The organism is Mycobacterium toneyamaense, from assembly GCF_055384815.1.
On record NZ_AP040333.1, the window covers coordinates 5028055 to 5048758 of the forward strand.

General features: G+C 69.4%; 19 protein-coding genes. 8 read left to right on the plus strand and 11 right to left on the minus strand.

Going from position 1 to position 20704, the window contains the following annotated elements:
* Positions 1–18 precede the first annotated feature (18 nt).
* A complete protein-coding gene (locus ACZ5IQ_RS24335; protein ID WP_346415936.1) occupies positions 19–828 on the plus strand; it encodes a DUF3109 family protein in 810 nt (269 codons plus the stop codon).
* A 22-nt stretch (positions 829–850) separates the two neighbouring features.
* Here ACZ5IQ_RS24335 and regX read toward each other — a convergent pair whose 3' ends face one another.
* The 8 genes from regX to ACZ5IQ_RS24375 form a co-directional block, all read right to left on the minus strand.
* Positions 851–1537 carry a response regulator transcription factor gene (gene regX, locus ACZ5IQ_RS24340; protein ID WP_212814598.1) on the minus strand — a complete coding sequence of 229 codons (687 nt, stop codon included), beginning with the start codon at positions 1535–1537 and terminating at the stop codon, positions 851–853.
* Complete coding sequence (locus ACZ5IQ_RS24345) at positions 1534–2751, minus strand: sensor histidine kinase (RefSeq protein WP_212807064.1); 1218 nt, start codon at positions 2749–2751, stop codon at positions 1534–1536. Before ACZ5IQ_RS24345 ends, regX begins: the two co-directional genes overlap by 4 nt.
* A gap of 123 nt (positions 2752–2874) precedes the next feature.
* Positions 2875–3627 (minus strand): phosphoglyceromutase, encoded by a 753-nt coding sequence (locus ACZ5IQ_RS24350; RefSeq protein WP_346415937.1) that lies wholly within the window; start codon positions 3625–3627, stop codon positions 2875–2877.
* 119 nt (positions 3628–3746) lie between these two features.
* Complete coding sequence (locus ACZ5IQ_RS24355; RefSeq protein ID WP_212807063.1) at positions 3747–4601, minus strand: DUF559 domain-containing protein; 855 nt, start codon at positions 4599–4601, stop codon at positions 3747–3749.
* A gap of 152 nt (positions 4602–4753) precedes the next feature.
* Entirely contained in the window at positions 4754–5260 is a 507-nt protein-coding gene (locus ACZ5IQ_RS24360) for a type III secretion system chaperone family protein (protein WP_318986614.1), read from the minus strand.
* Positions 5257–6543: a D-inositol-3-phosphate glycosyltransferase gene (mshA, locus tag ACZ5IQ_RS24365; RefSeq protein ID WP_318986615.1), complete on the minus strand. Its 1287-nt coding sequence runs from the start codon at positions 6541–6543 to the stop codon at positions 5257–5259. Before mshA ends, ACZ5IQ_RS24360 begins: the two co-directional genes overlap by 4 nt.
* Positions 6544–6706: 163 nt before the next feature.
* Complete coding sequence (locus ACZ5IQ_RS24370; protein ID WP_212814600.1) at positions 6707–8653, minus strand: GMC family oxidoreductase; 1947 nt, start codon at positions 8651–8653, stop codon at positions 6707–6709.
* 38 nt (positions 8654–8691) lie between these two features.
* A complete protein-coding gene (locus tag ACZ5IQ_RS24375; RefSeq protein WP_406801526.1) occupies positions 8692–10113 on the minus strand; it encodes an aldehyde dehydrogenase family protein in 1422 nt (473 codons plus the stop codon).
* A 147-nt stretch (positions 10114–10260) separates the two neighbouring features.
* Between ACZ5IQ_RS24375 and ACZ5IQ_RS24380 the strand changes: the two genes are divergently transcribed.
* The gene (locus tag ACZ5IQ_RS24380; protein ID WP_212807065.1) at positions 10261–11484 is read left to right on the plus strand and encodes a PucR family transcriptional regulator; all 1224 of its coding nucleotides are present in this window, start codon (positions 10261–10263) and stop codon (positions 11482–11484) included.
* Positions 11485–11542: 58 nt separating this feature from the next.
* Here ACZ5IQ_RS24380 and ACZ5IQ_RS24385 read toward each other — a convergent pair whose 3' ends face one another.
* Complete coding sequence (locus ACZ5IQ_RS24385) at positions 11543–12841, minus strand: ROK family transcriptional regulator (RefSeq protein ID WP_464480399.1); 1299 nt, start codon at positions 12839–12841, stop codon at positions 11543–11545.
* A 195-nt stretch (positions 12842–13036) separates the two neighbouring features.
* Between ACZ5IQ_RS24385 and ACZ5IQ_RS24390 the strand changes: the two genes are divergently transcribed.
* Entirely contained in the window at positions 13037–13798 is a 762-nt protein-coding gene (locus ACZ5IQ_RS24390) for an SDR family oxidoreductase (RefSeq protein WP_464480400.1), read from the plus strand.
* On the opposite strand, the gene ACZ5IQ_RS24395 is transcribed toward ACZ5IQ_RS24390, so the two are convergent.
* Entirely contained in the window at positions 13779–15167 is a 1389-nt protein-coding gene (locus tag ACZ5IQ_RS24395) for a L,D-transpeptidase (RefSeq protein ID WP_464481505.1), read from the minus strand. The two genes, ACZ5IQ_RS24390 and ACZ5IQ_RS24395, sit on opposite strands and share 20 nt — an antisense overlap.
* A gap of 35 nt (positions 15168–15202) precedes the next feature.
* Complete coding sequence (locus ACZ5IQ_RS24400) at positions 15203–16261, minus strand: UDP-N-acetylmuramate dehydrogenase (RefSeq protein ID WP_464480401.1); 1059 nt, start codon at positions 16259–16261, stop codon at positions 15203–15205.
* A 26-nt stretch (positions 16262–16287) separates the two neighbouring features.
* Between ACZ5IQ_RS24400 and ACZ5IQ_RS24405 the strand changes: the two genes are divergently transcribed.
* The 5 genes from ACZ5IQ_RS24405 to ACZ5IQ_RS24425 are packed head-to-tail and all read left to right on the plus strand — an operon-like array spanning position 16288 to position 20661.
* The gene (locus tag ACZ5IQ_RS24405; RefSeq protein ID WP_212807069.1) at positions 16288–16794 is read left to right on the plus strand and encodes a DUF2505 domain-containing protein; all 507 of its coding nucleotides are present in this window, start codon (positions 16288–16290) and stop codon (positions 16792–16794) included.
* A gap of 20 nt (positions 16795–16814) precedes the next feature.
* Entirely contained in the window at positions 16815–17624 is an 810-nt protein-coding gene (locus ACZ5IQ_RS24410) for a methyltransferase domain-containing protein (RefSeq protein WP_212807070.1), read from the plus strand.
* A 24-nt stretch (positions 17625–17648) separates the two neighbouring features.
* Positions 17649–18833 (plus strand): glycoside hydrolase family 3 N-terminal domain-containing protein, encoded by a 1185-nt coding sequence (locus tag ACZ5IQ_RS24415; RefSeq protein ID WP_212807071.1) that lies wholly within the window; start codon positions 17649–17651, stop codon positions 18831–18833.
* A 14-nt stretch (positions 18834–18847) separates the two neighbouring features.
* Entirely contained in the window at positions 18848–19669 is an 822-nt protein-coding gene (locus ACZ5IQ_RS24420) for a carbon-nitrogen hydrolase family protein (RefSeq protein ID WP_212807072.1), read from the plus strand.
* On the plus strand, positions 19666–20661 hold the full coding sequence (locus ACZ5IQ_RS24425; protein WP_212807073.1) for an LmeA family phospholipid-binding protein: 996 nt from the start codon (positions 19666–19668) through the stop codon (positions 20659–20661). Before ACZ5IQ_RS24420 ends, ACZ5IQ_RS24425 begins: the two co-directional genes overlap by 4 nt.
* Positions 20662–20704: the final 43 nt, after the last annotated feature.

Consider the following 20704-nt stretch of genomic DNA (forward strand, 5'->3'; position numbering starts at 1 on the left):
GGTCTACGGTTGCGTGCTGTGACCGCATCGCAGAAGAGTGCCGGCGAGCCTTCGAAGCCCGGTTCCCACGAGGTGGGGCTGGACTTTGCCCGCGAGTGGGTGGAGTTCTTCGACCCCGACAATCCGGAGCATCTGATCGCCGCGGACATGACGTGGCTGCTGTCGAAATGGACCTGCGTCTTCGGGACGCCGGCGTGCCAGGGCACCGTCGAGGGCCGGCCCGACGACGGCTGCTGCAGCCACGGCGCCTTCATGGCCGATGACGACGACGTCGCGCAGCTCGAGGAGTCGGTCAAGCTGCTGACCGACGAGGACTGGCAGTTCCGGGAGAAGGGCCTGGGCCGCAAGGGCTACCTCGAGATGGACGAATACGACGACAAGCCCAACCTGCGGACCCGCAAATACAAGGGCGCGTGCATCTTCCTGAACCGGCCGGGTTTCGCCGGCGGCATCGGCTGCGCACTGCACAGCAAGGCCCTCAAGCTCGGCGTCGAGCCGCTGACCATGAAACCCGAGGTCTGCTGGCAGCTGCCGATCCGTCGCACACAGGACTGGGTGACGCGGCCGGACGGCACCGAGATCCTGCGGACCGTCGTCACCGAATACGACCGGCGCGGCTGGGGCGAGGGCGGCCACGACCTGGTCTGGTACTGCACGGGCGACCCGGCCGCGCACGTCGGCGCCCGGCCCGTGTGGGAGTCCTACGGGCCCGAACTGACCGAACTGCTCGGCGCGAAGGTGTACGCCGAGCTGGCGGCCCTGTGCAAGCGGCGGGCCGGGCTGGGGCTCATCGCCGTGCACCCGGCCACTGCGGCGGCAGACAAGTAACCGCGAGGACTTGCGCCGGGAGCTAGCCCTCGAGCTTGTAACCCAGCCCGCGAACGGTGACGAGGTGCACCGGGTTGGCCGGGTCGGCCTCGATCTTGGACCGCAGCCGCTTGACGTGGACGTCGAGGGTCTTGGTGTCGCCGACGTAGTCGGCGCCCCAGACCCGGTCGATCAACTGGCCGCGCGTCAGCACCCGCCCGCTGTTGCGCATCAGGTACTCGAGCAGGTCGAACTCCTTGAGCGGCAGCGTGATGGCGTCGCCGTTGACGGACACGATGTGCCGCTCGACGTCCATGCGGACCGGCCCGGCCTCCAGCACGCCGTCGGCGCCGACGGTGTCGTCGGACTCACCACCGCGGCGCAGAACGGCGCGGATGCGGGCGATGAGCTCGCGGGCCGAGTACGGCTTGGTGACGTAGTCGTCGGCGCCGAGTTCCAGGCCGACGACCTTGTCGATCTCACTGTCCCGCGCGGTCACCATGATGACCGGCACGCCGGACCGCGAGCGCAGCTGCTTACAGACGTCGGTGCCGCTCATACCGGGCAGCATCAGGTCCAGGAGCACGATGTCGGCCCCGGCCCGGTCGAACTCGGCCAACGCCGACGGACCATCGGTCACGACGGTGGCCTCGAAACCTTCCTTGCGCAACAGGAACGCCAAGGGATCGGCCAGGGACTCCTCGTCCTCCACGATCAGCACACTGGTCATTGGTTCGGTCGCCCTCCTTGTGATGGCAATGAGTGGTCGTCTCCCTCGTCGACATCCACGTCGTCCGAGTCGAGATAGGCCGGAATCGACAAGGTGAATGTCGACCCGGTTCCCGGCTGACTCCACAGCCGGATGGTTCCGTTGTGGTTGGCCGCAACGTGTTTGACGATGGCCAGCCCCAGCCCGGTGCCGCCGGTGGCCCGGGACCGCGCCTTGTCGACGCGGAAGAATCGCTCGAAAACCCGCTCCTGATCGGCCTTTTCGATACCGATGCCACGGTCGGTCACCGCGATCTCGACATTGTCGCCGTAGCGGCGCCGGCTGATCGATACCTGGGAACCCTTGGGCGAGTAGGAGATTGCGTTGGACACCAGGTTCGCGAGCGCCGTCGCCAGCAGGGTCTCACTGCCCAGCACCTGGTAACCGCGGGGCGCGTCGGTGGTGATCGCGATATCGGCGTTGTCGGCGGCCACCTTGTGCCGGGAAACCACCTCGGCGACAACGGAATCCACGTCGACCGCGTCGAGGTGCGGCAGCGGCTCGGCGCCCTGCAAGCGGGACAGCTCGATCAGTTCACCGACCATGTTGGCCAGCCGGTTGGACTCGGTGACGATCTTCTCGGCGAACCGGTTGACCATGTCCTGGTCCTCCGACGACGCCAGCAGCGCCTCGGCCAGCAGGCCCATGGCACCGACCGGCGTCTTGAGCTCATGACTGACATTGGCGACGAAGTCGCGGCGACTGGCCTCCATGCGGGCCTGTTCGGACTGATCGTTGACGTAGACCACCGCGAAGCGGCCGTCCTCTTCCGTCAGCTGCCGCGCCAGACCCCGCACTGCCAGCCGGGACCGGCCGGGGTTGGCCCGTTTGGCCGGCGACAGGTCGAACTCGACGTCCTCGCCGGTCGCGAGGGTCCGCTGCGCGGCCTCCCACGCCCGGTCGTCCAGCAGCCGGTCCCGCACCAGACCGAGGTCCTTGGCCAGGCCGTTGGTGTAGACCACGTCGCGGTAGGTGTCGACGACCGCCATGCCCAGTGGGGACATGGACACGATGTGCGCGAACATCTCGGACACCGTGAGGCCGGACTGCTCGGCGGCGCGGCGCTCGCGGCGCTCGTTCAGCCGCGGCACCCACCGCATGCCGATCGCGATGCCCAGGGCCAACGCGAGCAGCGCCGTGGCGGCCACCAGAGGCAGCGCGTACGACAAGCTCACGGGCAAATCGTACGCATCAGATGAACGCCATCCCAGCAGCGAGCGGCCGGATCGGTACAAGTCACACGTACAAATCCAGGTGTTTCACTGGTGTTAACCGCTGTTCACCAGCTGTTCGCGGCGTCAGTGCTGTTTGGCGCCCTGCGCGGCGACCGCGGCGGCTCCCGCGGCGGCTGCCTCGGGGTCCAGGTATTCGCCACCGGGCACCGTCGGCTTCAGATTTTCGTCCAGTTCGTACCGCAGCGGGATGCCCGTCGGGATGTTCAGGCCGGTGATCTCGTCGTCGGACATGCCGTCCAGGTACTTCACCAGCGCGCGCAGCGAGTTGCCGTGTGCCGCGATCAGCACGGTCTTGCCGGCCTTGAGGTCGGCCGCGATGGTCTGCTCGAAGTAGGGCACGAACCGCTTGACGACGTCGGCGAGGCATTCGGTCAGCGGCGCGTCGATGCCGGCGTACCGCGGGTCGCCGTCCTGGCTGTAGGTGCTGCCCTTCTCGATCGGGGGCGGCGGGGTGTCGTAGCTGCGGCGCCACGACATGAACTGGTCCTGGCCGTACTTGGCCAGCGTCTCGGCCTTGTCGAGGCCCTGCAGCGCGCCGTAGTGCCGCTCGTTGAGGCGCCAGTCGCGGTGCACGGGAATCCAGTGCCGGTCGGCGGCGTCCAAAGCCAGGTTGGCGGTGGTGATCGCGCGGCGCAGCAGCGACGTGTACAGCACGTCCGGCAGCACACCCTGCTCGACCAGCAGCTTTCCGCCCCGGACGGCCTCGGCCCGGCCCTTGTCGGTGAGGTCGACGTCGACCCACCCGGTGAACAGGTTCTTCTCGTTCCACTGGCTCTCGCCGTGACGCAGCAGGATCAAGGTCGGCATGGCCTGCATCTTCTCACGTGCGGTTTCTTGGGGGGCGCTCTGGCTAGCCCACCGCCGAGAGTGGGCGATGTGACCGACAAATCGGCGGTACTGCGGCCATTTCGCCCACCTTCGGTGGCACGGACAGCTCAGATCGCGCAACCCGCCGCCCGGAGCCGAGTTCTGACACGGGCGACTACGGCGTCCGGCCGCCGCAACATCACGGCACTGACCCTGATCACCGTCCAGCCCAGTGACTCCAGAATCGCGATGCGCTCGATATCCCAGGCCCGCTGGCGCGCATCGGCCCAGTGCTGAACACCGTCGTACTCGACAATCACCTTCCACTGCCGCCAGCCCATGTCCACGCGGATGTGCGCGGCGCCGTACTCATCGAAGAACTCGATCTGCGTTTCGGGCGCCGGTAAGCCACCCGCGATCAGCGCTAACCGCAGCCGGGTTTCCTGAGGCGACTCAGCTCCGCCGTCAGTCAGATTCAGCGCCTTCGTCAGCTGACGGATGCCGCGCATACCCGTTCGGTTGAGCGCGAGCCTCTCTACCTCGATGATGTCCAGCTTGGTCGCGTTCAGCAGCGCATCCAGAATCGGCACAGAGCGGGCCTCGGGCAACAGCCTGCCGATGTCGAACGCCGTCCGAGCCGGCGTGGTGACGCGCATGCCGCGCCTGATGCAGATGTCGTCCGAGGCCAACTGGTACGAGTGAATCGTCAGCCCGGGCGGGCCGTGTTTCTCCTGACGCACAATGACGGCCGGCGCATCGACATCCAGCCATTTGGTGCCGTGGACCGCCGCTGCCGACACCCCTGCCAACACCGCGTCGGGCCCAGCGAACAGCCAGGCCGCGCGAGCCTTGAGCTCCGCGGTCACCGCGACGTCATTGGGCACGTAGACGTTACGGAAGATCGCACGGTTCCGAGTGAGCAGTTGATGCTTGGTGAGCTCACCCGCCCGGACCGCCGCACGGCCTAAAAATGGTTCGGTCATGATTCGAGCGTTGGCGCGACCACCGACAAGCCAGGCCACGAAACCGAGGGTTATCCACAGGCCAGTGCTACCCAAATCGCACCGAAAGTGGGCAAAATGACTGCTAAATCGCCGATCGTGCGGTCATTTCGCCCGCTTTCGGCGCTGAACCCCTACTCCGGCCGCAGGTGCTCGAACGCCTTGAGGTTCTTCAGCGACTCCCCGCGGGACAGCCGCCACTTCCACTCTTTCTCGATCGACGAGCGGAACCCCAGCTCGAGCAGGGTGTTGAAGTCGAAGTCGACGGCCTCGATGACCTGGCCCATCAGCCGGTCGATCTCGTCTGGGGTCACCGCATGCAGCGCCATCCGGCCCACCAAATAGATGTCGCCGATGTTGTCCAGCGTGTAGGCCATGCCGTACAGCCGCCGATTGCGGCGCAGCAGGTACTTGTAGACGCCCTCGAAGTTCTCGTCGGGCTTGCGGCAGACGAATGCCTCCAGGCGCACGCCGTGCTCGCCCACGCTGAGCAGCGTGTTGGTGGTCAGCCGGCGCTCACCGGGCAGCGCCACGACGATGCCGGGCCGGCCGTGCACTCCCCCGTCGTGGTGGGAGAAGTCGAGTTCGTGTGCGCGCAGGGTCTCTTCGATCAACTGGGTGACGGTGGCGGCAGTCGTCATGCGCGCACGCCCCGACGAATCAGGAACCGGCGGCTGCGGCGGGCCGCCGAATCACGCCGGGGGCGACGGCCGCGGTAGTCGGCGATGGCCCGCGTGTAACCGGCCAGCAGCGCGTCCACGGTGTGGGCCCACGAGAACGTCGCAGCGTGCTGTAAAGCGCCGTCGCGCAGGGATTCCGGACCCATTTCCAGCGTCCGCCCGATGGCGTTGGCCCAGTCGACCGGATCGTGGCCTTGCACCAGCACGCCGCTCACGCCGTCGCGCACCGCGACAGGTAGCCCGCCGACAGCGGCGGCCACCACTGGCGTCCCGCAGGCCTGCGCCTCGACCGCGACGAGGCCGAACGACTCCGAATAGCTCGGCACCGCAACGAGATCCGCGGCACGGTAGACATTGACCAGCTGGTCACGGGACTGCGGCGGCAGGAATGTCACACGGTCGGTGATACCCAGCTCGTCGGCGAGGGAAACCAGGCCGTCGGGTACGGCCAGGCCACTGCCCGACGGACCGCCGGCGACCACGACGCGCACGTCGGGCAGCTTGGCCGCCGCGCGCAACAGCACGTCGGGCGCCTTCAGCGGCTGGATGCGGCCGACGAAGGCGACCACCTGTTCGTGGGGCGAAAGCCCCAGTGCCGCACGGGCTTCGGCCTTGTCGCCGGGCGTGAAGGTCGTCAGGTCGACACCCGGATAGGCCACGTCGATGCGGGCCGGGTCCGCGTGGTGCAGCGAAACCAGTTGCTGCGCTTCGTCTTCGGTGTTGACGATGAGCCGGTCGGCGGCGTCGACCACCTGCTGCTCACCGACCGCGCGCAGCGCCGGCTCCGGGGTATCGCCTTCCGCCAGCGACAGGTTCTTCACCGCGGCCCACGTGTGCGCGGTGTGCACCAAGGGCACGGCCCAGCGGTCCGAGGCCAGCCAGCCCACCTGCCCCGACAGCCAGTAGTGCGAATGCACGATGTCGTAGTAGCCCGGCTCATGGTTGGCCTCGACGCGCAGCACACCCGCCGTGAAAGCGCACAGCTGCGTCGGCAGGTCGTACTTGTCCAGGCCTTCGAACGGGCCGGCGACGATGTTGCGCACCAGGACGCCGGGGGCCACCCGGACGACCGGGGCGTCGGTCGACGACGTGGCGCGGGTGAAGATTTCCACCTCGACGCCGCGGCGCGCCAACTCGAGGGCGCTTTGCAGGACGTAGACGTTCATGCCGCCGGCATCGCCGGTGCCCGGTTGGGCCAGCGGCGAGGTATGGACCGACAGGACGGCGACACGCACGCCCTCCATCCTTACACCGTCGCTTCGGGCGCCCGCCGTCCGGTGGTCCGAGCTGGGCATTTTGGGGACGCTCGACGCCCGCGAGCGGCCGTGGAATGCACGCCTGACACGGAGTGTCGGCGTGCAGACACGGCCGCTCGCGGGAAGTACCCCAGGCCGGGACGGTGGGCACCTAGAGCATGTTGGTGGCGGTGCGGCGGGCGACGGCCATGACGGTGATCATGGGGTTCACGCCGGAACAGGTCGGCATGGCGCTGGCGTCGGCGATCCACACGCCGGGGGTGTCGTGCAGCTCGCCGGACGGCTTGGCGACCGAGGTCTGCGGGTCGGCACCCATCCGCGCGCTGCTCATCTGGTGGGCGCTGAACACCGGGGTGCCGCCGGGGCCGATCGGCAGCTCGTTGACCTTCGCGATGAACGCCTCCAGGTCCTCGCCGCGCTGCCACGGCGCGAACGGCTGGCCCGCCGCGTAAATCTGCTGCGCGCCCGCGGCCGCGTGCATCCGGATGGACGTCTCGATGCCCTCCCGGAAATGGCGGCGGTCGAGCTCGTCGGTGAACGGGTACCAGTGCACCGCCTCCCCGTCGGCGTCGATGGTGACGCTGCCGTTGCCGCGGTCCTTGACCAGGACGACCCAGTCGGCGCGGTTCTGGTACTGCCGGGCGAGTTCCTTGTGCTGTGCGCCCGACAGCCACGGGACGGTGGCGGTGAACAGCCCGGGCAGGTGCTGCACGCACTCGATGAGGTAGCCGTGCCCGTCGTGGACTTCGGCGAATTCGTTCATCACGCCGGCCATGGCGGGGCCCGACCACGGCTCCTGGCGGTCGTCGTAGATGCCGCTGACCAGGGTTGCCGGGTGCAACCGCAGGCCGGTGCCGACCGCGGGGCCGCCGATGCCCGAACGCAACAGCAGCGCCGGGGTCTCCAGGCTGCCCGCGGCCGCGACGACCTGCGGGGCGTTGATCAGCACGCGGTGCGCGGTGCCGGTGACCGGGTCGGTGTACGTCGCCTCGACACCCGCGGCCACTCCGTCGCGCGTGACGATCCGGTGGGCCCGGGTGTCGGGCAGCAACTGGGCGCCGGCGTCGGAGGCGTCCTGCAGGAACGTCTTCATGGTGCCCTGCTTGGCGCCTGTCTGGTCACCCATGCCGCTGTAGCCGACCAGCGCCGGGTCGAAGCGTTCCGGGTCGATGTTGAGCTGCGCGACGCCGTACGAATAGTCCAGTGCCGCAGCGCCTTCCGACAGGCGTTGGTGCGGTTCGTTCTGGACGGCGACCTTGTCGCAGCAGCCGATACGCTCGAACACCGCGGCCAGGTGCTCGTCGAACGACGGGCCGGTGACATCCGTCAGCCCGTACTCCTCGGCCCACGTCTTGCGGACCGTGGCCGGCGTCAGCAGCGAGTTGGACCAGTTGACGGTGCTGCCGCCACCGACCGTCGACCCGGCGGCGATCGAGACCATGCCGTCGGCGCTCGGGAAGAAGCCGCCGCGCAGGAACAGGTTGTGATAGGCGACGGGCTCGAGCTGCACGAAGTCCGATTCGTTGCGGTAGCCGCCGGCTTCCAGGACGATGACGCGCTTGCCCGCTGCGGCCAACACCGCAGCGGCAACGCCGCCACCCGACCCGGATCCGACGATGACGACGTCCGCGTCGAGCGTCGTATCCGCCGACGGGGTGATGACCGACAGCGTCTTCGGCGTCTGCGGCGGCTGTTGCGCGGGGCCGGGGTACCCCATGCCCGCCCACAACGGGTTTCCGTTCTCGCCGCCGGGCAGGCTGTAGGAGAACAGCACCGACAGCGTGTACAGGGCCGTCATGGCCGCGGTGGTCTCGGGCGAGATGCGCGACAGGTTGCCGACGATGACCTCGCGCACATTCAGCGGCTGGTTGTTGAGGCCGACCAGCTCGGCGGTGTCCAGCAGCTGCTGCAGGCCGGCGAACTTCTCGGCGGGCAGCTTGGCGATCAGGTACTGCTCGAGCACGGCGTCGGTGCCCAGGTCACTGCCTTTGGTGGCGAAGAATCCGGTGGGGTCGTCGTCGCGCCGCACCGCGGCGACGTAGGTGTCGACGATGGACTTCAGGGTCGCGCGCTGTTTGGTGGTGAATGCGTTGGCCATGGGAGTTGCTTTCGAAAGTTGTTGGGGAGAGGGAAGTTTCAGGGCAGCTGCAGGGACTTGGTCTCGAGGAATTCCTCCAGGCCCCACTTGCCGAATTCGCGCCCGTTGCCGGACTGGCCGTAGCCGCCGAACGGGGCGTGGATGTTGAAGGCACCGTCGTTGATCTGCACCTGGCCGGACCGCAGCCGGCGGGCCACGGCGATCGCGCGCTCCCGGTCCGCCGAGTACACGCCGGCGTTGAGCCCGTAGATGCTGTCGTTGGCGAGGCGGACGGCTTCCTCCTCGTCGTCGTAGGCCTGGATGACGAGCACGGGCCCGAAGATCTCCTCGCGCACGATGGCCATGTCGGGTGTGCAGTCCGAGAACACCGTCGGCCGGACGTAGAAACCGCGGTCGAGGCCGTCGGGCGGGGTCGGGCCGCCGGCCACCAGCCGCGCACCTTCGGCGATGCCCTGCTCGATGTAGCCGATGACGCGGTCGCGCTGTACCGCGGACACCAGCGGGCCCAGTTCGGTGGCCGGGTCGAAGGGATCGCCGACGCGCAGCGCCTCGGTGCCGGCGCGCGCAATCGCTTCCACCTCAGCGACTTTCGCGCGCGGGACGATCATGCGGGTCAGCGCGATGCACGTCTGACCGGAGTTGAGGAAGCACCGGGTCAACCCTTCCCGCACGGCCTCGAGGAGGTCGGCGTCGTCGAGCACCACCAGCGCGGACTTGCCGCCGAGTTCCAGGCCGACGCGCTTGACGGTCTGTGCGGCCACCGCGCCGATGCGGCGGCCCGCGGCCGTCGACCCCGTCAGCGACACCATGTCCACCTGCTCGTGCGCGACGAGCGTCTCGCCGACGCCCGGGCCGGTGCCGGTGACCAGGTTGAAGACGCCCGGCGGCAGGCCGATCGCATCGAACACCTCGGCCAGTACGTAGGCGTTGAGCGGTGCGACCTCGCTGGGTTTGAGCACGACGGTGCAGCCCGCGGCGAGCGCCGGCGCCACCTTGGCGGCGATCTGGTGCAGCGGGTAGTTCCACGGCGTGATCGCGACGACGACGCCGATCGGCTCACGGACCACCAGCGAGTTGTAGACCTGCTCCTCGAACGGAAAGCTCAGTGCCACATCGGCGATCGACACGAACGACTGCACCGGCAGCCCCGCCTGGACCACGTTGCTGTACGCGAACGGCATGCCGACTTCTTGGCTGATCAGCGTGGCGATCTCGGTCTGGCGGCGCTGCAGTTCCTCGGCGGCCAGCTTGAGGTAGCCGGCGCGCTCGGCGACCGGCGTCGCCGCCCACCCGGGAAACGCGGCGCGCGCGGCGGCCACTGCCGCCTCGGCATCGTCGGCGTCGCCCAGCGGGATGGTCGCGATGACGTCCTCGGTCGCAGCGTTGACGACCTCGAATCGCTCGGTGCCGATCGACGGCTGCCACCGGCCGTCGATGTAGTGCGAGTCGTGTTCGATCATCGGGTTGCTCCTGTCAGGGATCGTCAAAGATTTGTCACTGCGACCTATGCCATTCCCAGGGTGCGATGTGATGCCCGCCATATTCTTGGTCTGGCGGGACAACGAATCGCGCGACGTTGTTCGCGCGGACAAATGAGGAGCGAATGGATGCGGACCGATCCGGCCGTGACGGACTGGCTGGCGCAGTTCGCCGAGGCGTCGGAGCACCGGGAGACGCTCGACCACCTGGTCACCGTCGTCGATGACGAGATCACCGAGGCGTTGCCGATGTTCACGGACCCGACGCTGCGCCGCGATCTCGATGCGAGCACCCGCTCGAACTGGAAGGGTTTCCTCGCCGTCGTGACGCGCGACATCGTCGACGTGCGACCGGCACCCGAGATTTACGACCTGGCGCGGACCCTCGCCCGCCGCGGTTACGAACTGCCGGTGCTGCTGGCGGTCTACCGCATCGGGCAGCGGTCCGCGTGGCAGTTCATCACCGAGACGCGGGTCGCCGCCATCGGTGACCCGGAGCTGCGCGCCGCGGTGCTGATGCAGCTCTGGCCGCGGCTGGCGGGCTGGCTGGACACCATGGTCGAGGCGCTCATCGTCACCTTTTCCGACGAACGCGACCAGTGGCAGCGGGGCGCGCGGGCGAGGCGCGCCGAAACCGTCCGGACCATCCTCGCGGGCCAGGCCGTCGACATCGACGACGCCACCACCGCGCTGTCGTATCCACTTCGCCAGCGGCACACCGCATTTGCGGTGTGGGTCGACGAGCCGGTGGCCGACGCCGACGTGCAACGGCTACTCGACGCCACCCCGGTCACCGTCAGCGCGGCCCTCGGTGCCGACCGGCCGCTGACGATAACCAGCGGAGCCCGTACCGTGTGGTGCTGGTCGGCCACGAAAGGACCGTCGAAACCGCTGTCCGACAACGATATTGCCGCACTGCCCGAGTTCGTCCACGTCGCGCTCGGCACGTGCCATCCCGGTGTCGACGGATTCCGGCGCAGCCATGCCGAAGCGCTCGCCGCCCAGGCGGTGGCGCACCGCCACGGCGCCGGCGCAGTTCGTTATGACGACGTCGAATTGGCTTGTCTGGCAGCGGGTATCGCGGGCGAAGACGGCATGGCCACATTGGTGCGACGGGAACTGGGCGCGCTCGCGGCGGCCGACGACGGGGCGGCACGCCTGCGAGACACGCTCCGGCTGTATCTGGAGCACGCGGGTGACGCCCGGGCCGTCGGCGAAATCCTGAACCTGCACCCGAACACCGTCCGCTACCGCGTCCGGCAGGCCGAAGGGCTGCTCGGGCACTCCGTCGACCACCGCCGCGTCTACCTCGAACTGGCGCTGCACATCGTCAGCGCCTTCGGCGCTGTTTAGGCCGCGCGACGATCAAGCGGCGAGGAACGAGCCGCGATGAGGAGTGCGGCAAATCGGATCAGGCGGCGCGCAGGGCGCGGCGCATCGCACCGATCGGGTCGGCGTACAGCCCGCCGAGGGACACCACACCGGCGCCGGCTTCCTGCACCCGGTTGCCGAACGTGGTGACGCGAATGTCCCTGACGCCCAACACCGTTCGCTCCGCGAACGCCTGCTCGACGAGCGGCAGACCCTCGGGGTACTCGGAGAAGGCCTGGCCGCCGACGACCAGATCATCGGGGTTCAGCAGGTCGCGCAGCAGCGCCACCGCACCACCGAGCACGCGGGCCCGTTCGGCCAGCAGTTCGACGGCCGCGGCGTTGCCGGAGCGTGCGGCGCGCAGCACCGCGGCGATGGTCGACGACGGTCCGTCCGCCGGCACGATCCGCTGCTTGCGGGCGGCGGCCAGCACGGCCTCGTCGCTGACGGTGGACTCGAGCCGGCCGCTGCCGCCGAGCAGTTCTGACTGCGCCGGCAGGCCCGAGATGGTGCCGGGGCCGCTGGCCGGCGAGTGCACCTTGCCGCCGATCGACAGCGCGTAGCCGACGGTCTCGCGGGCGTACATGTACAGGCTGGTCATGGATTCAGACGAGGCCTCCGCGCCGATCTTGCCGCGGCGCGCGCCCAGCAGCAGTTCGGCGCCGGCCATCGCATCGACGTGTGACGCCAGCGACACCGGCAGACCCAGGGTCTGGGCCAGCACCGGGCCGACGGGCGCGTCGACCCAGCCGAGGCGCGGGTGGTCGACGTGACCGGTGGCGCTGTCCACCACACCACCGGCGGCGACGCCAACCCACAGCGGGCGGCGCCGGTGCCAGCGGCTCAGGTAACGCTGCGCGCTGCCGGCCAGCGATGCCAGCGCGGCGTTCTGGTCGCCGCGCGGCGTGGGCGTCTCGACCACGTCGAGGGTGCGGCCGAACAGGTCGGTCGCGACGATCGCGGTGGTGCGGGCGCCGACGTGCAGGCCCAGGGTGAGGAACGGTTCGTGGTTGACCTCGACCGGAATGCGCGGTCGGCCGATGGCGCCGGCGACGGCCAGGTCGGCCCGCTCACGCAGCATCCCGGCGTCCAGCAGGGCCGTGACCTGGCGGTTCACCGTGGCGATGCTCAGGCCGGTGGCCTGCGCGATCACGTCCCGGGCGATGGGGCCGCGCAGCCGGGCCGCGCTGAAGACCGAGCCGGCGGCGGCGTCGGCGACGCGGAGCGACGGGGCGACGATGTGGTGCCGGGCAAGGAGCGTGCGCTTGGCGTGGGCTTTGGACTGAACCGCAGAGCGGACGCCGGAGGGGGCAGAAACGGTGGAGACGGAAGCAGGCATTTGGGTGTCCTAGGGAAGAAGTCGGGCTGGTGGGTCCTGGGGCCACACCTGCCGACAGCTAGGACGAAGATATCCGTGTCGTGAGTCAGGCGCAGCGCGAAGCGCGACAACAACAACACGAACGCCGCACAGCGACGCCGGATGCCTGACTGATGATCACGGAAGGAACTTAGCACGCCCACTAAGGTCGGTCATATGCCAGCTGACGAACGCTCCGTACGCGTCGCGGTGGTCACCGGCGCCAGTTCCGGAATCGGCGCCGCCACCGCGAAAACCCTTGCCACCCTTGGCTTTCATGTCGTCTGTGCGGCCCGTCGCGCGGATCGGATCACCGCGCTCGCAGCCGAGATCGGCGGCACCGCCGTTGTGACGGACGTCACCGACCAGGCGTCGGTGGACGCGCTTGCGGCCCAGGTCGACGCCCTGGGACCGGTGCACGTACTGGTCAACAACGCCGGCGGCGCCAAGGGCCTGGCGCCGGTCGCGGAGGCCGATCTGGAGCACTGGGACTGGATGTGGCGGACCAACGTGCTGGGCACCCTGCGGGTGACGCGGGCGCTGCTGCCGGCCCTGATCGCGTCGGGCGACGGACTGGTCGTCACCGTCACGTCCATCGCGGCGCTGGAGACGTATGACAACGGCGCCGGGTACATCGCCGCCAAGCACGGCCAGGGCGCCCTGCACCGCACGCTGCGCGGTGAACTGTTGGGAAAACCGGTGCGGCTCACCGAGATTGCGCCCGGTGCCGTGGAGACGGAGTTCTCGCTCGTGCGATTCGACGGGGATGCCGAGCGTGCCGACGCGGTGTATCAGGGCATCACGCCGCTGGTCGCCGAGGACGTCGCCGAGGTCATCGGTTTCGTGGCGTCACGGCCGCCGCACGTCGATCTGGACCAGATCGTGATGCGGCCGCGCGACCAGGCGCCCTACAGCCGCTTCAGCCGCCGGCCGCAGTAGTCGTCGGGGCCGACGAGGTCGAAGTCGCGGTCGACGTTGTCGTCGATGTCGTCGTCGAGGTGGACGACGACGTCGACGGGCTGGTCGACGTGGTGGCCGGACCCGTCGGCGGCGGTGTCGTGGTGGTCGTCGGCGTGCCCGAATAGGTCGGCGCGTCGGTCGGGGTGGCCGGCGCGCTCTGCGGGATGGACGTCTCCGGCGGTGCGGCATTGGCCGGCGGCAACGCGGACATCGAGACCCAGGTGGCCCAGTCGACGGCCCAGTCCCAGATGTCGCCGTCGGCGTAGGACAGCTGGATCGACGTGCCCGTCACCTCGACCGGGTCGCCGTAGATGGCGGTCTGGAAGTACTGCTGCGCGTTGTCGGTCGACAGGTTGATACAGCCGTTGGTGACGTTGGTGTTGCCCTGTGCGCCCGAGCTGGCCGGGTTGGCGTGGATGAACTCACCGTTGTTGGAGATACGCACGGCCCAGCGTTCGTGGACATTCGAGTAGCCGGCGGCCGGGTTGGACATCCAGAAGTCCGCGTACTTCTCGGTGACGACGTGGATGCCGCTGCGCGTCACGTTGCGCGGCTTGTCGGCCTCGCCGTAGCTACACGGGAAGTCGAACAGCACGCCGCCGTCGGTGATCACCTGGATGCGGTGGCTGGTCGCGTCGGCCTTGACCACCTGGCGCCGGCCGATGTTGATCTCCAGCGTGCTGTCCTGCGCGCCGTAGGCGTCGTCGCCGAACGGGACGCCGTACAACTTCGCCGAGACGCTGACCTTGGTGCCCGGCGGGTAGTACTCGCGCGGCCGCCAGTGCATGCGCGCGCCCTCACGCTCGTCGGGCAGCCAGGCCCAACTGCCCTCGACCGGCGGGTCGGTGACGACCTTGACGTTGCGCTCGACCGAGGCCTTGTCGCTGATCGAGGAGTCGAACTGCAGGATGATCGGCGCCGCCACGCCGACGGTCTGCCCGTCGGCGAGCTGGAACTGGCCGTTGACCTGCTTGGTCGGGTTGACGGTCGTGAACGTCGCGGACACCGGCACGGACTTGCCGTCCCGGCCGACGACGGAACCGGTGAACGTGTACGTCGCGCCGAAGCCGAGCGGCTCGGCGGCATTGAACGACGTGCGGTCCTTGTTGAACACCGCGGCGACGACCTTGCCGTCGCCGTTGGTCAGCGTCAGCTTCTGGAACCAGCCGTCGGTGACATCGACACCGACGCTGCTGGTCGGCACCACATCGGTGGCGCCGTTGGCGGGCCGGTAGGTGATGACGGGCGCCGCGGTCTCTTTGGCAGGGGCCGAAGAACCAGATCCGTTCGATTTGTCGGAGCACGCGGCGAGCACGCCGGAAGTGCCGACGGCAATCGCGGTCAGCATCTGTCGCCGGTTCACACTCACAGGTTCGAATTTACCTACAGCGAACAGCCGATTAAGCACGGTTCCGGTGTGAGATCTATCCCGAAAGCGGCCTTGACGCCGTCCCGAACCGTCCTGGCCAGCGCTAATACGTCGGCGCTGCCAGCAAAGCCCCGGTTGGTCAGGGCCAGCGCGTGCTTGGTCGAGAGCCGGGCCGCAGCGCCGTCACCCGGGTATCCCTTGCCGAAACCGGCGTGTTCCACGAGCCAGCCGGCCGCCAGCTTGACCCCGTTCGGCGCGGGGTAATTGGGCACGGGACCGTCGGTGGCGGCCTGGATGCGTTCGAAAACGTCCTGTGCGACGACCGGGTTGGTGAAGAACGAGCCGGCGCTCCAGGTGTCGTGGTCGGCGGCGTCGGACACCATGCCCTTGCCGCGCCGCAACGCCAGCACCGCCTCGCGGACCTTGACCGCATCGACCCGGGTACCCGGCTCGGCGCCCAGGCGGGTCGCCAGTTCGCCGTACCGCAGCGGGGCGCTGAGCCCGTCCGGGTTCAGGGTGAACTCCACCTCCAGCACGACGGCGTGGTCGGAGTTCTTCAGCACGCTGTGCCGGTAGCCGAAATCCAGCGTCTCGGGGCTCACCCAGCTGTCGGTCCCCGTTTCGCGGTCGAACAACCGGACCCGGGTGATGACGTCGGCGACCTCGGCCCCGTAGGCGCCGACGTTCTGCACCGGTGTCGCCCCGGCCGAGCCCGGGATGCCGGACAGGCATTCCAGCCCGCCGAGCCCGTGTGCCAGCGAGGCCACGACGACGTCGTCCCACAGCGCGCCGGCCTCGGCGCGCACCACGTTGCCGTCGACGGTGATCTCGGTGTTCGCCAGCAGCACCACCGTCAAATCACGCAGATCGTCGGCCACCAGCACATTCGACCCGCCCGCCAGCACCAGCACCGGGCCCGGGTGATCCCGCAGCGCGGTGAGCGCGCCGACCACCTTGGCGGTGGTATCGCAGGTGATCAGGCGGGCTGCCACCGGTCCGACGCGGAACGAGGTCAGGGGTGCCAGCGGCACGTCGTAGTCGACCGCCGCGCCCCCGATATCCGAACTGACCACGGCCGCTAACGGTAGCGTGGCCGATTATGGCCCGCTCTTTCGACATGGTTGCCGAATACCTCGGCACCGTGGCGCAGGTGCACACCGCCTTCTGCAACAAGGACTACTGGCTGGACCGGCTGGCGGAGGGCAGCGCCGACGTCTCGGCGCTCGACTCGTTCGCCGAGGACGGCCGGGGCGGCACGGACATCACCACGACGCAGACCATGCGCGCGGCCGGCCTGCCCAGCATCGTCACGCAGTTCCACTTCGGTGACCTCAGCCTGGTGCGCGAAGAGCACTGGGGCCCGCTGACCGACGGCCGGGCCATCGGGACGGTGCGCAGCCGCGTCCCCGGCGCGCCGGCGACCATCACCGGCACGGGTGTCCTGACGGCCGCCGGTGACGGTGCGCGACTGGACTTCTCGGCGAACGTCGAGGTCCGCATCCCGCTCGTCGGCGGCAAGCTCGAGTCCATGCTGGGCCAGCAGCTGCGGTATCTGATCGAGCTGGAGCAGAAATTCACCGACGACTGGATCGCCGCCCGCTGGTGAGCCGCCCATAAACTCGGGCCATGAATTCGCCCGTGGGCCAGCCACGGAGTACACCTGTCGGCCAGCCGACGCGCGGCACCACGGGTTACAACCGGCTGCGCCGCAGCGACCGCTGGCTGGTCCACTCGCCACGGGTGCGGGCGCTGCTGCGCGCCGCGCCGGACCCCGTGGTCGTCGACCTCGGGTACGGCGCGCTTCCGGTGACCACCGTGGAACTGGCCTCACGGCTGCGCACGGTCCGGGCCGATGTGCGGGTCGTCGGTCTGGAGATCCACCCGGAGCGGGTACGGCTGGCCCGTGAACTGGCCGGCGACATCGTCGAATTCGGCCTCGGCGGCTTCGAATTGGCCGGGCACACACCGGTTTTGGTGCGCGCGTTCAACGTGCTGCGGCAGTACGACGTCGCCGACGTACCCGCCGCATGGGCGGAGATGACGGGGCGGCTGGCACCGGGCGGGCTGCTGGTCGACGGCACCTGCGACGAATTGGGACGACGCTGCTGCTGGGTCCTGCTCGACGCCGACGGGCCGGTGAGCCTGACGCTGTCGTGCGACCCGTTCGCCATCGAACGGCCCTCCGATCTGGCCGAGCGCCTACCGAAAGTGCTTATCCACCACAATGTTCCGGGCCAGCCGATCCACCGGCTGCTGCAGGCCGCCGACCGCGCCTGGGCCACCTCGGCCGGGCACGGGGTGTTCGGGCCGCGCGTCCGGTGGCGCGCGATGCTCGACCTGCTGGTGGCCGAGGGCCTGCCGCTCGAGCCGCCGCGGCGCCGGCTGCGCGACGGCGTGCTGACGGTGCCGTGGTCGGCCGTCGCGCCCACATCGTGACGACGAGCGCATAGGGTTCGCCGTATGTCGTCACCCCGCAGCCGACTGCAGTCGCCGGTCGTCCTGGCCTCGGCCGCGGCGGTGATCGTCGTCGCGCTGATCATCGCGGCCGTCATGAGCAAGCCGCGGCCCGCCCCCACACCGACCGAATCTCCTGCGACGTCGTCCCCGGCCGCCGCGGCGCCACCCCCGTGCCGGCTGGACACCGTCGTGACCGCGCTGACGCCGCGCCAGAAGCTGGCCCAGCTGCTGATGGTCGGGGTCAAGAACCTGGCCGACGCCCAGGCCGTCGTCCGGGAGCAGGAGGTCGGGGGCATCTTCATCACCAGCTGGACCGACTACTCGATGCTCGGCGCGCCCCTCGCCGCGCTAGCGCAGGAACCGCGGCCGCTGCCGCTGGCGGTCAGCGTCGACGAGGAGGGCGGCCGGGTGCAGCGGCTGAAAGGGCTCATCGGCAGCCAGCCGTCAGCGCGTGAGCTGGTTGCCGCCGGCAAGACCCCGGAGCAGGTTCGGGAGATCGCCCGACTGCGCGGCCAGGCGATGAAGGAACTCGGCATCACCATCGACTTCGCACCCGTCGTCGACATCACGAACGCGGCCGACGGCACCGTCATCGGCGACCGGTCGTGGGGCAACACCGCCGACGGCGTCACCGCCTACGCCGGCGCATACGCCGACGGCCTGCGTGACGCCGACGTACTGCCGGTACTCAAGCACTTCCCCGGCCACGGCCATGCCTCCGGCGATTCACATCAGGGCGGCGTCGTCACGCCGCCGCTGGAGCAGCTCCAGACGCTGGACCTCGTCCCCTACCAGACCTTGACGACGCAGCTGCCCGTCGCCGTGATGGTCGGCCACATGCAGGTGCCGGGCCTCACCGACACCGACCCGGCCAGCCTGTCCAAGGCCGCGTACGACCTGCTGCGGACCGGCGATTACGGCGGACGCCCGTTCCAGGGCGCCGTCTTCACCGACGACCTGTCCAGCATGGGCGCCATCACGCAGCGCTACAGCGTGCCGGAGGCGGTGCTCAAGGCCCTGCAGGCCGGCGCCGACACCGCGCTGTGGATCACCACCAAAGAGGTGCCGGCCGTCCTCGACCGGCTGCAGCAGGCCGTCGACGCCGGTGAACTGTCGCGCGAGCGCGTCGACGACGCCGTGCGGCACATGGCGGTGACCAAAGATCCGTCGCTGGCCTGCACCCGCTGATTACGCTGGGGCGCATGCGCATCGCACTGGCCCAGCTCGGCACGGGCACCGACCCCGAGGCCAACCTGGCACTGGTCGCCGATCACACGGCGCGCGCCGCCGACGCCGGAGCCGAACTGGTGCTGTTCCCCGAGGCGACGATGTGCCGGTTCGGTGTCCCGCTCGCGCCCGTGGCGCAACCACTCGACGGCCCGTGGGCCGACGCGGTCCGGGACCTCGCCGAACGTGCCGGCGTCACCGTGGTGGCGGGCATGTTCTGCCCGACCGCCGACGGCCGCGTCACCAACACGCTGCTCGCCACCGGCCCGGGCGTTGACGCGCACTACCACAAAATCCACCTCTACGACGCCTTCGGCTTCGACGAATCACGCACGGTCGCAAGAGGTTTCGAGCCCATCGTGATCGACGTGCCGACCGCCGACGGCGCCGTGCCCGTCGGCCTCACGACGTGCTACGACGTCCGCTTCCCGGAGCTGCACCTGGAACTCGCCGAACGCGGAGCGAAGCTGCTGACCGTCCACGCTTCGTGGGGGTCGGGCCCGGGCAAGCTCGAGCAGTGGACGCTGCTGGCCCGCGCCCGGGCGCTCGACACCGGCTGTTTCGTCGCCGCCGTCGACCAGCCGTACCCCGGTGATGAACTCGCGAAGAAGGGCCCGACCGGCAGCGGCGGCAGTCTGGTGGCCTCCCCCACAGCGGACATCGTGGTGCAGGCGGGGCTCGAGCCGGAACTGCTGGTCACCGACGTCGACCTGGCCGCGGTCGAGCGCGCCCGCGAGACCATCGCCGTGCTGCGCAACCGCACCACGATTCCGCGTAAGGCACAATCGCAAGGGTGACTGACCCCTGGGCCCGCCCCACCAATGAGGACGCTGCACCATCCGCCGAGCCTGCGCAGCAGGCCCCGGAGGCCCCGGGTGCCCAGCCCACCGAGGTGCTGACGAACGACGCACAACCGGCACCGGCAGCCGACGTCCCGCCCGCCTACGGCGCCGATACTCCGGCACCGCCCGCCTACGGCGGCGACGTCCCGCCGACCTCCTACCCGGCGCCCCAGCAGGTGCCCGCCACCGACCCGCCCAAGAAGCGCCGCGGTGTCATGGACCTGCTGCGCGACCCGATGTCGCTGATCCTGATCATCGTCATCGCGCTCGCGCTGTCGGCGGCCGGTGTGGTCGGCGGCGAGTTCTACGCGCGCAGCCGCGGCAACAGCGTCGTCTCGCAGTCCGTCCAGTGCGTCGTCCAGGACAAGGTCGACGTCCAGTTCGGCGCGACCCCGTTCCTGTGGCAGGTCGCCAACCAGCACTACGACCACATCACGGTGACCACGGCCGGCAATCAGCTGCGGTTCGCCAAGGGCATGAAGGCCCAGATCCAGATCGACGACGTCAAGCTCGAGAAGACCGCGAAGTCGGCCGGCACCATCGGTGCGCTCGACGCGACCGTCACCTGGTCGGCCGACGGCATCAAGCAGACCATCGCCGACACCGTCCCGGTGCTCGGTGGCCTGGTCTCCGACGTCACCACCGACCCGTCGTCGGGCACCATCGTGCTGGATGCGCCGATGACCCAGATCGTGGCCAAGCCGACGCTGTCGGACGGCACCATCTCGCTCAAGGTGGAGCAGCTCACCGGCTTGGGCTTCCTGCTGCCCCGCGAGTCGATTCAGCCGGCGCTGGACTTGTTCGCCTCGCAGCTGACGAAGGATTACCCGATGGGCATCAAGCCGGAAGCCCTGCAGGTGACCGGTACCGGTGTGACCGCGAAGTTCGGCACCAAGAACGCGACGATCCCGCTGGGCCAGCAGGACAGCTGCTTCTCCGGCCTCTGATCCCCCCGCTGACCCCAGGGATTTGTGCACGATTTTCCGCGGT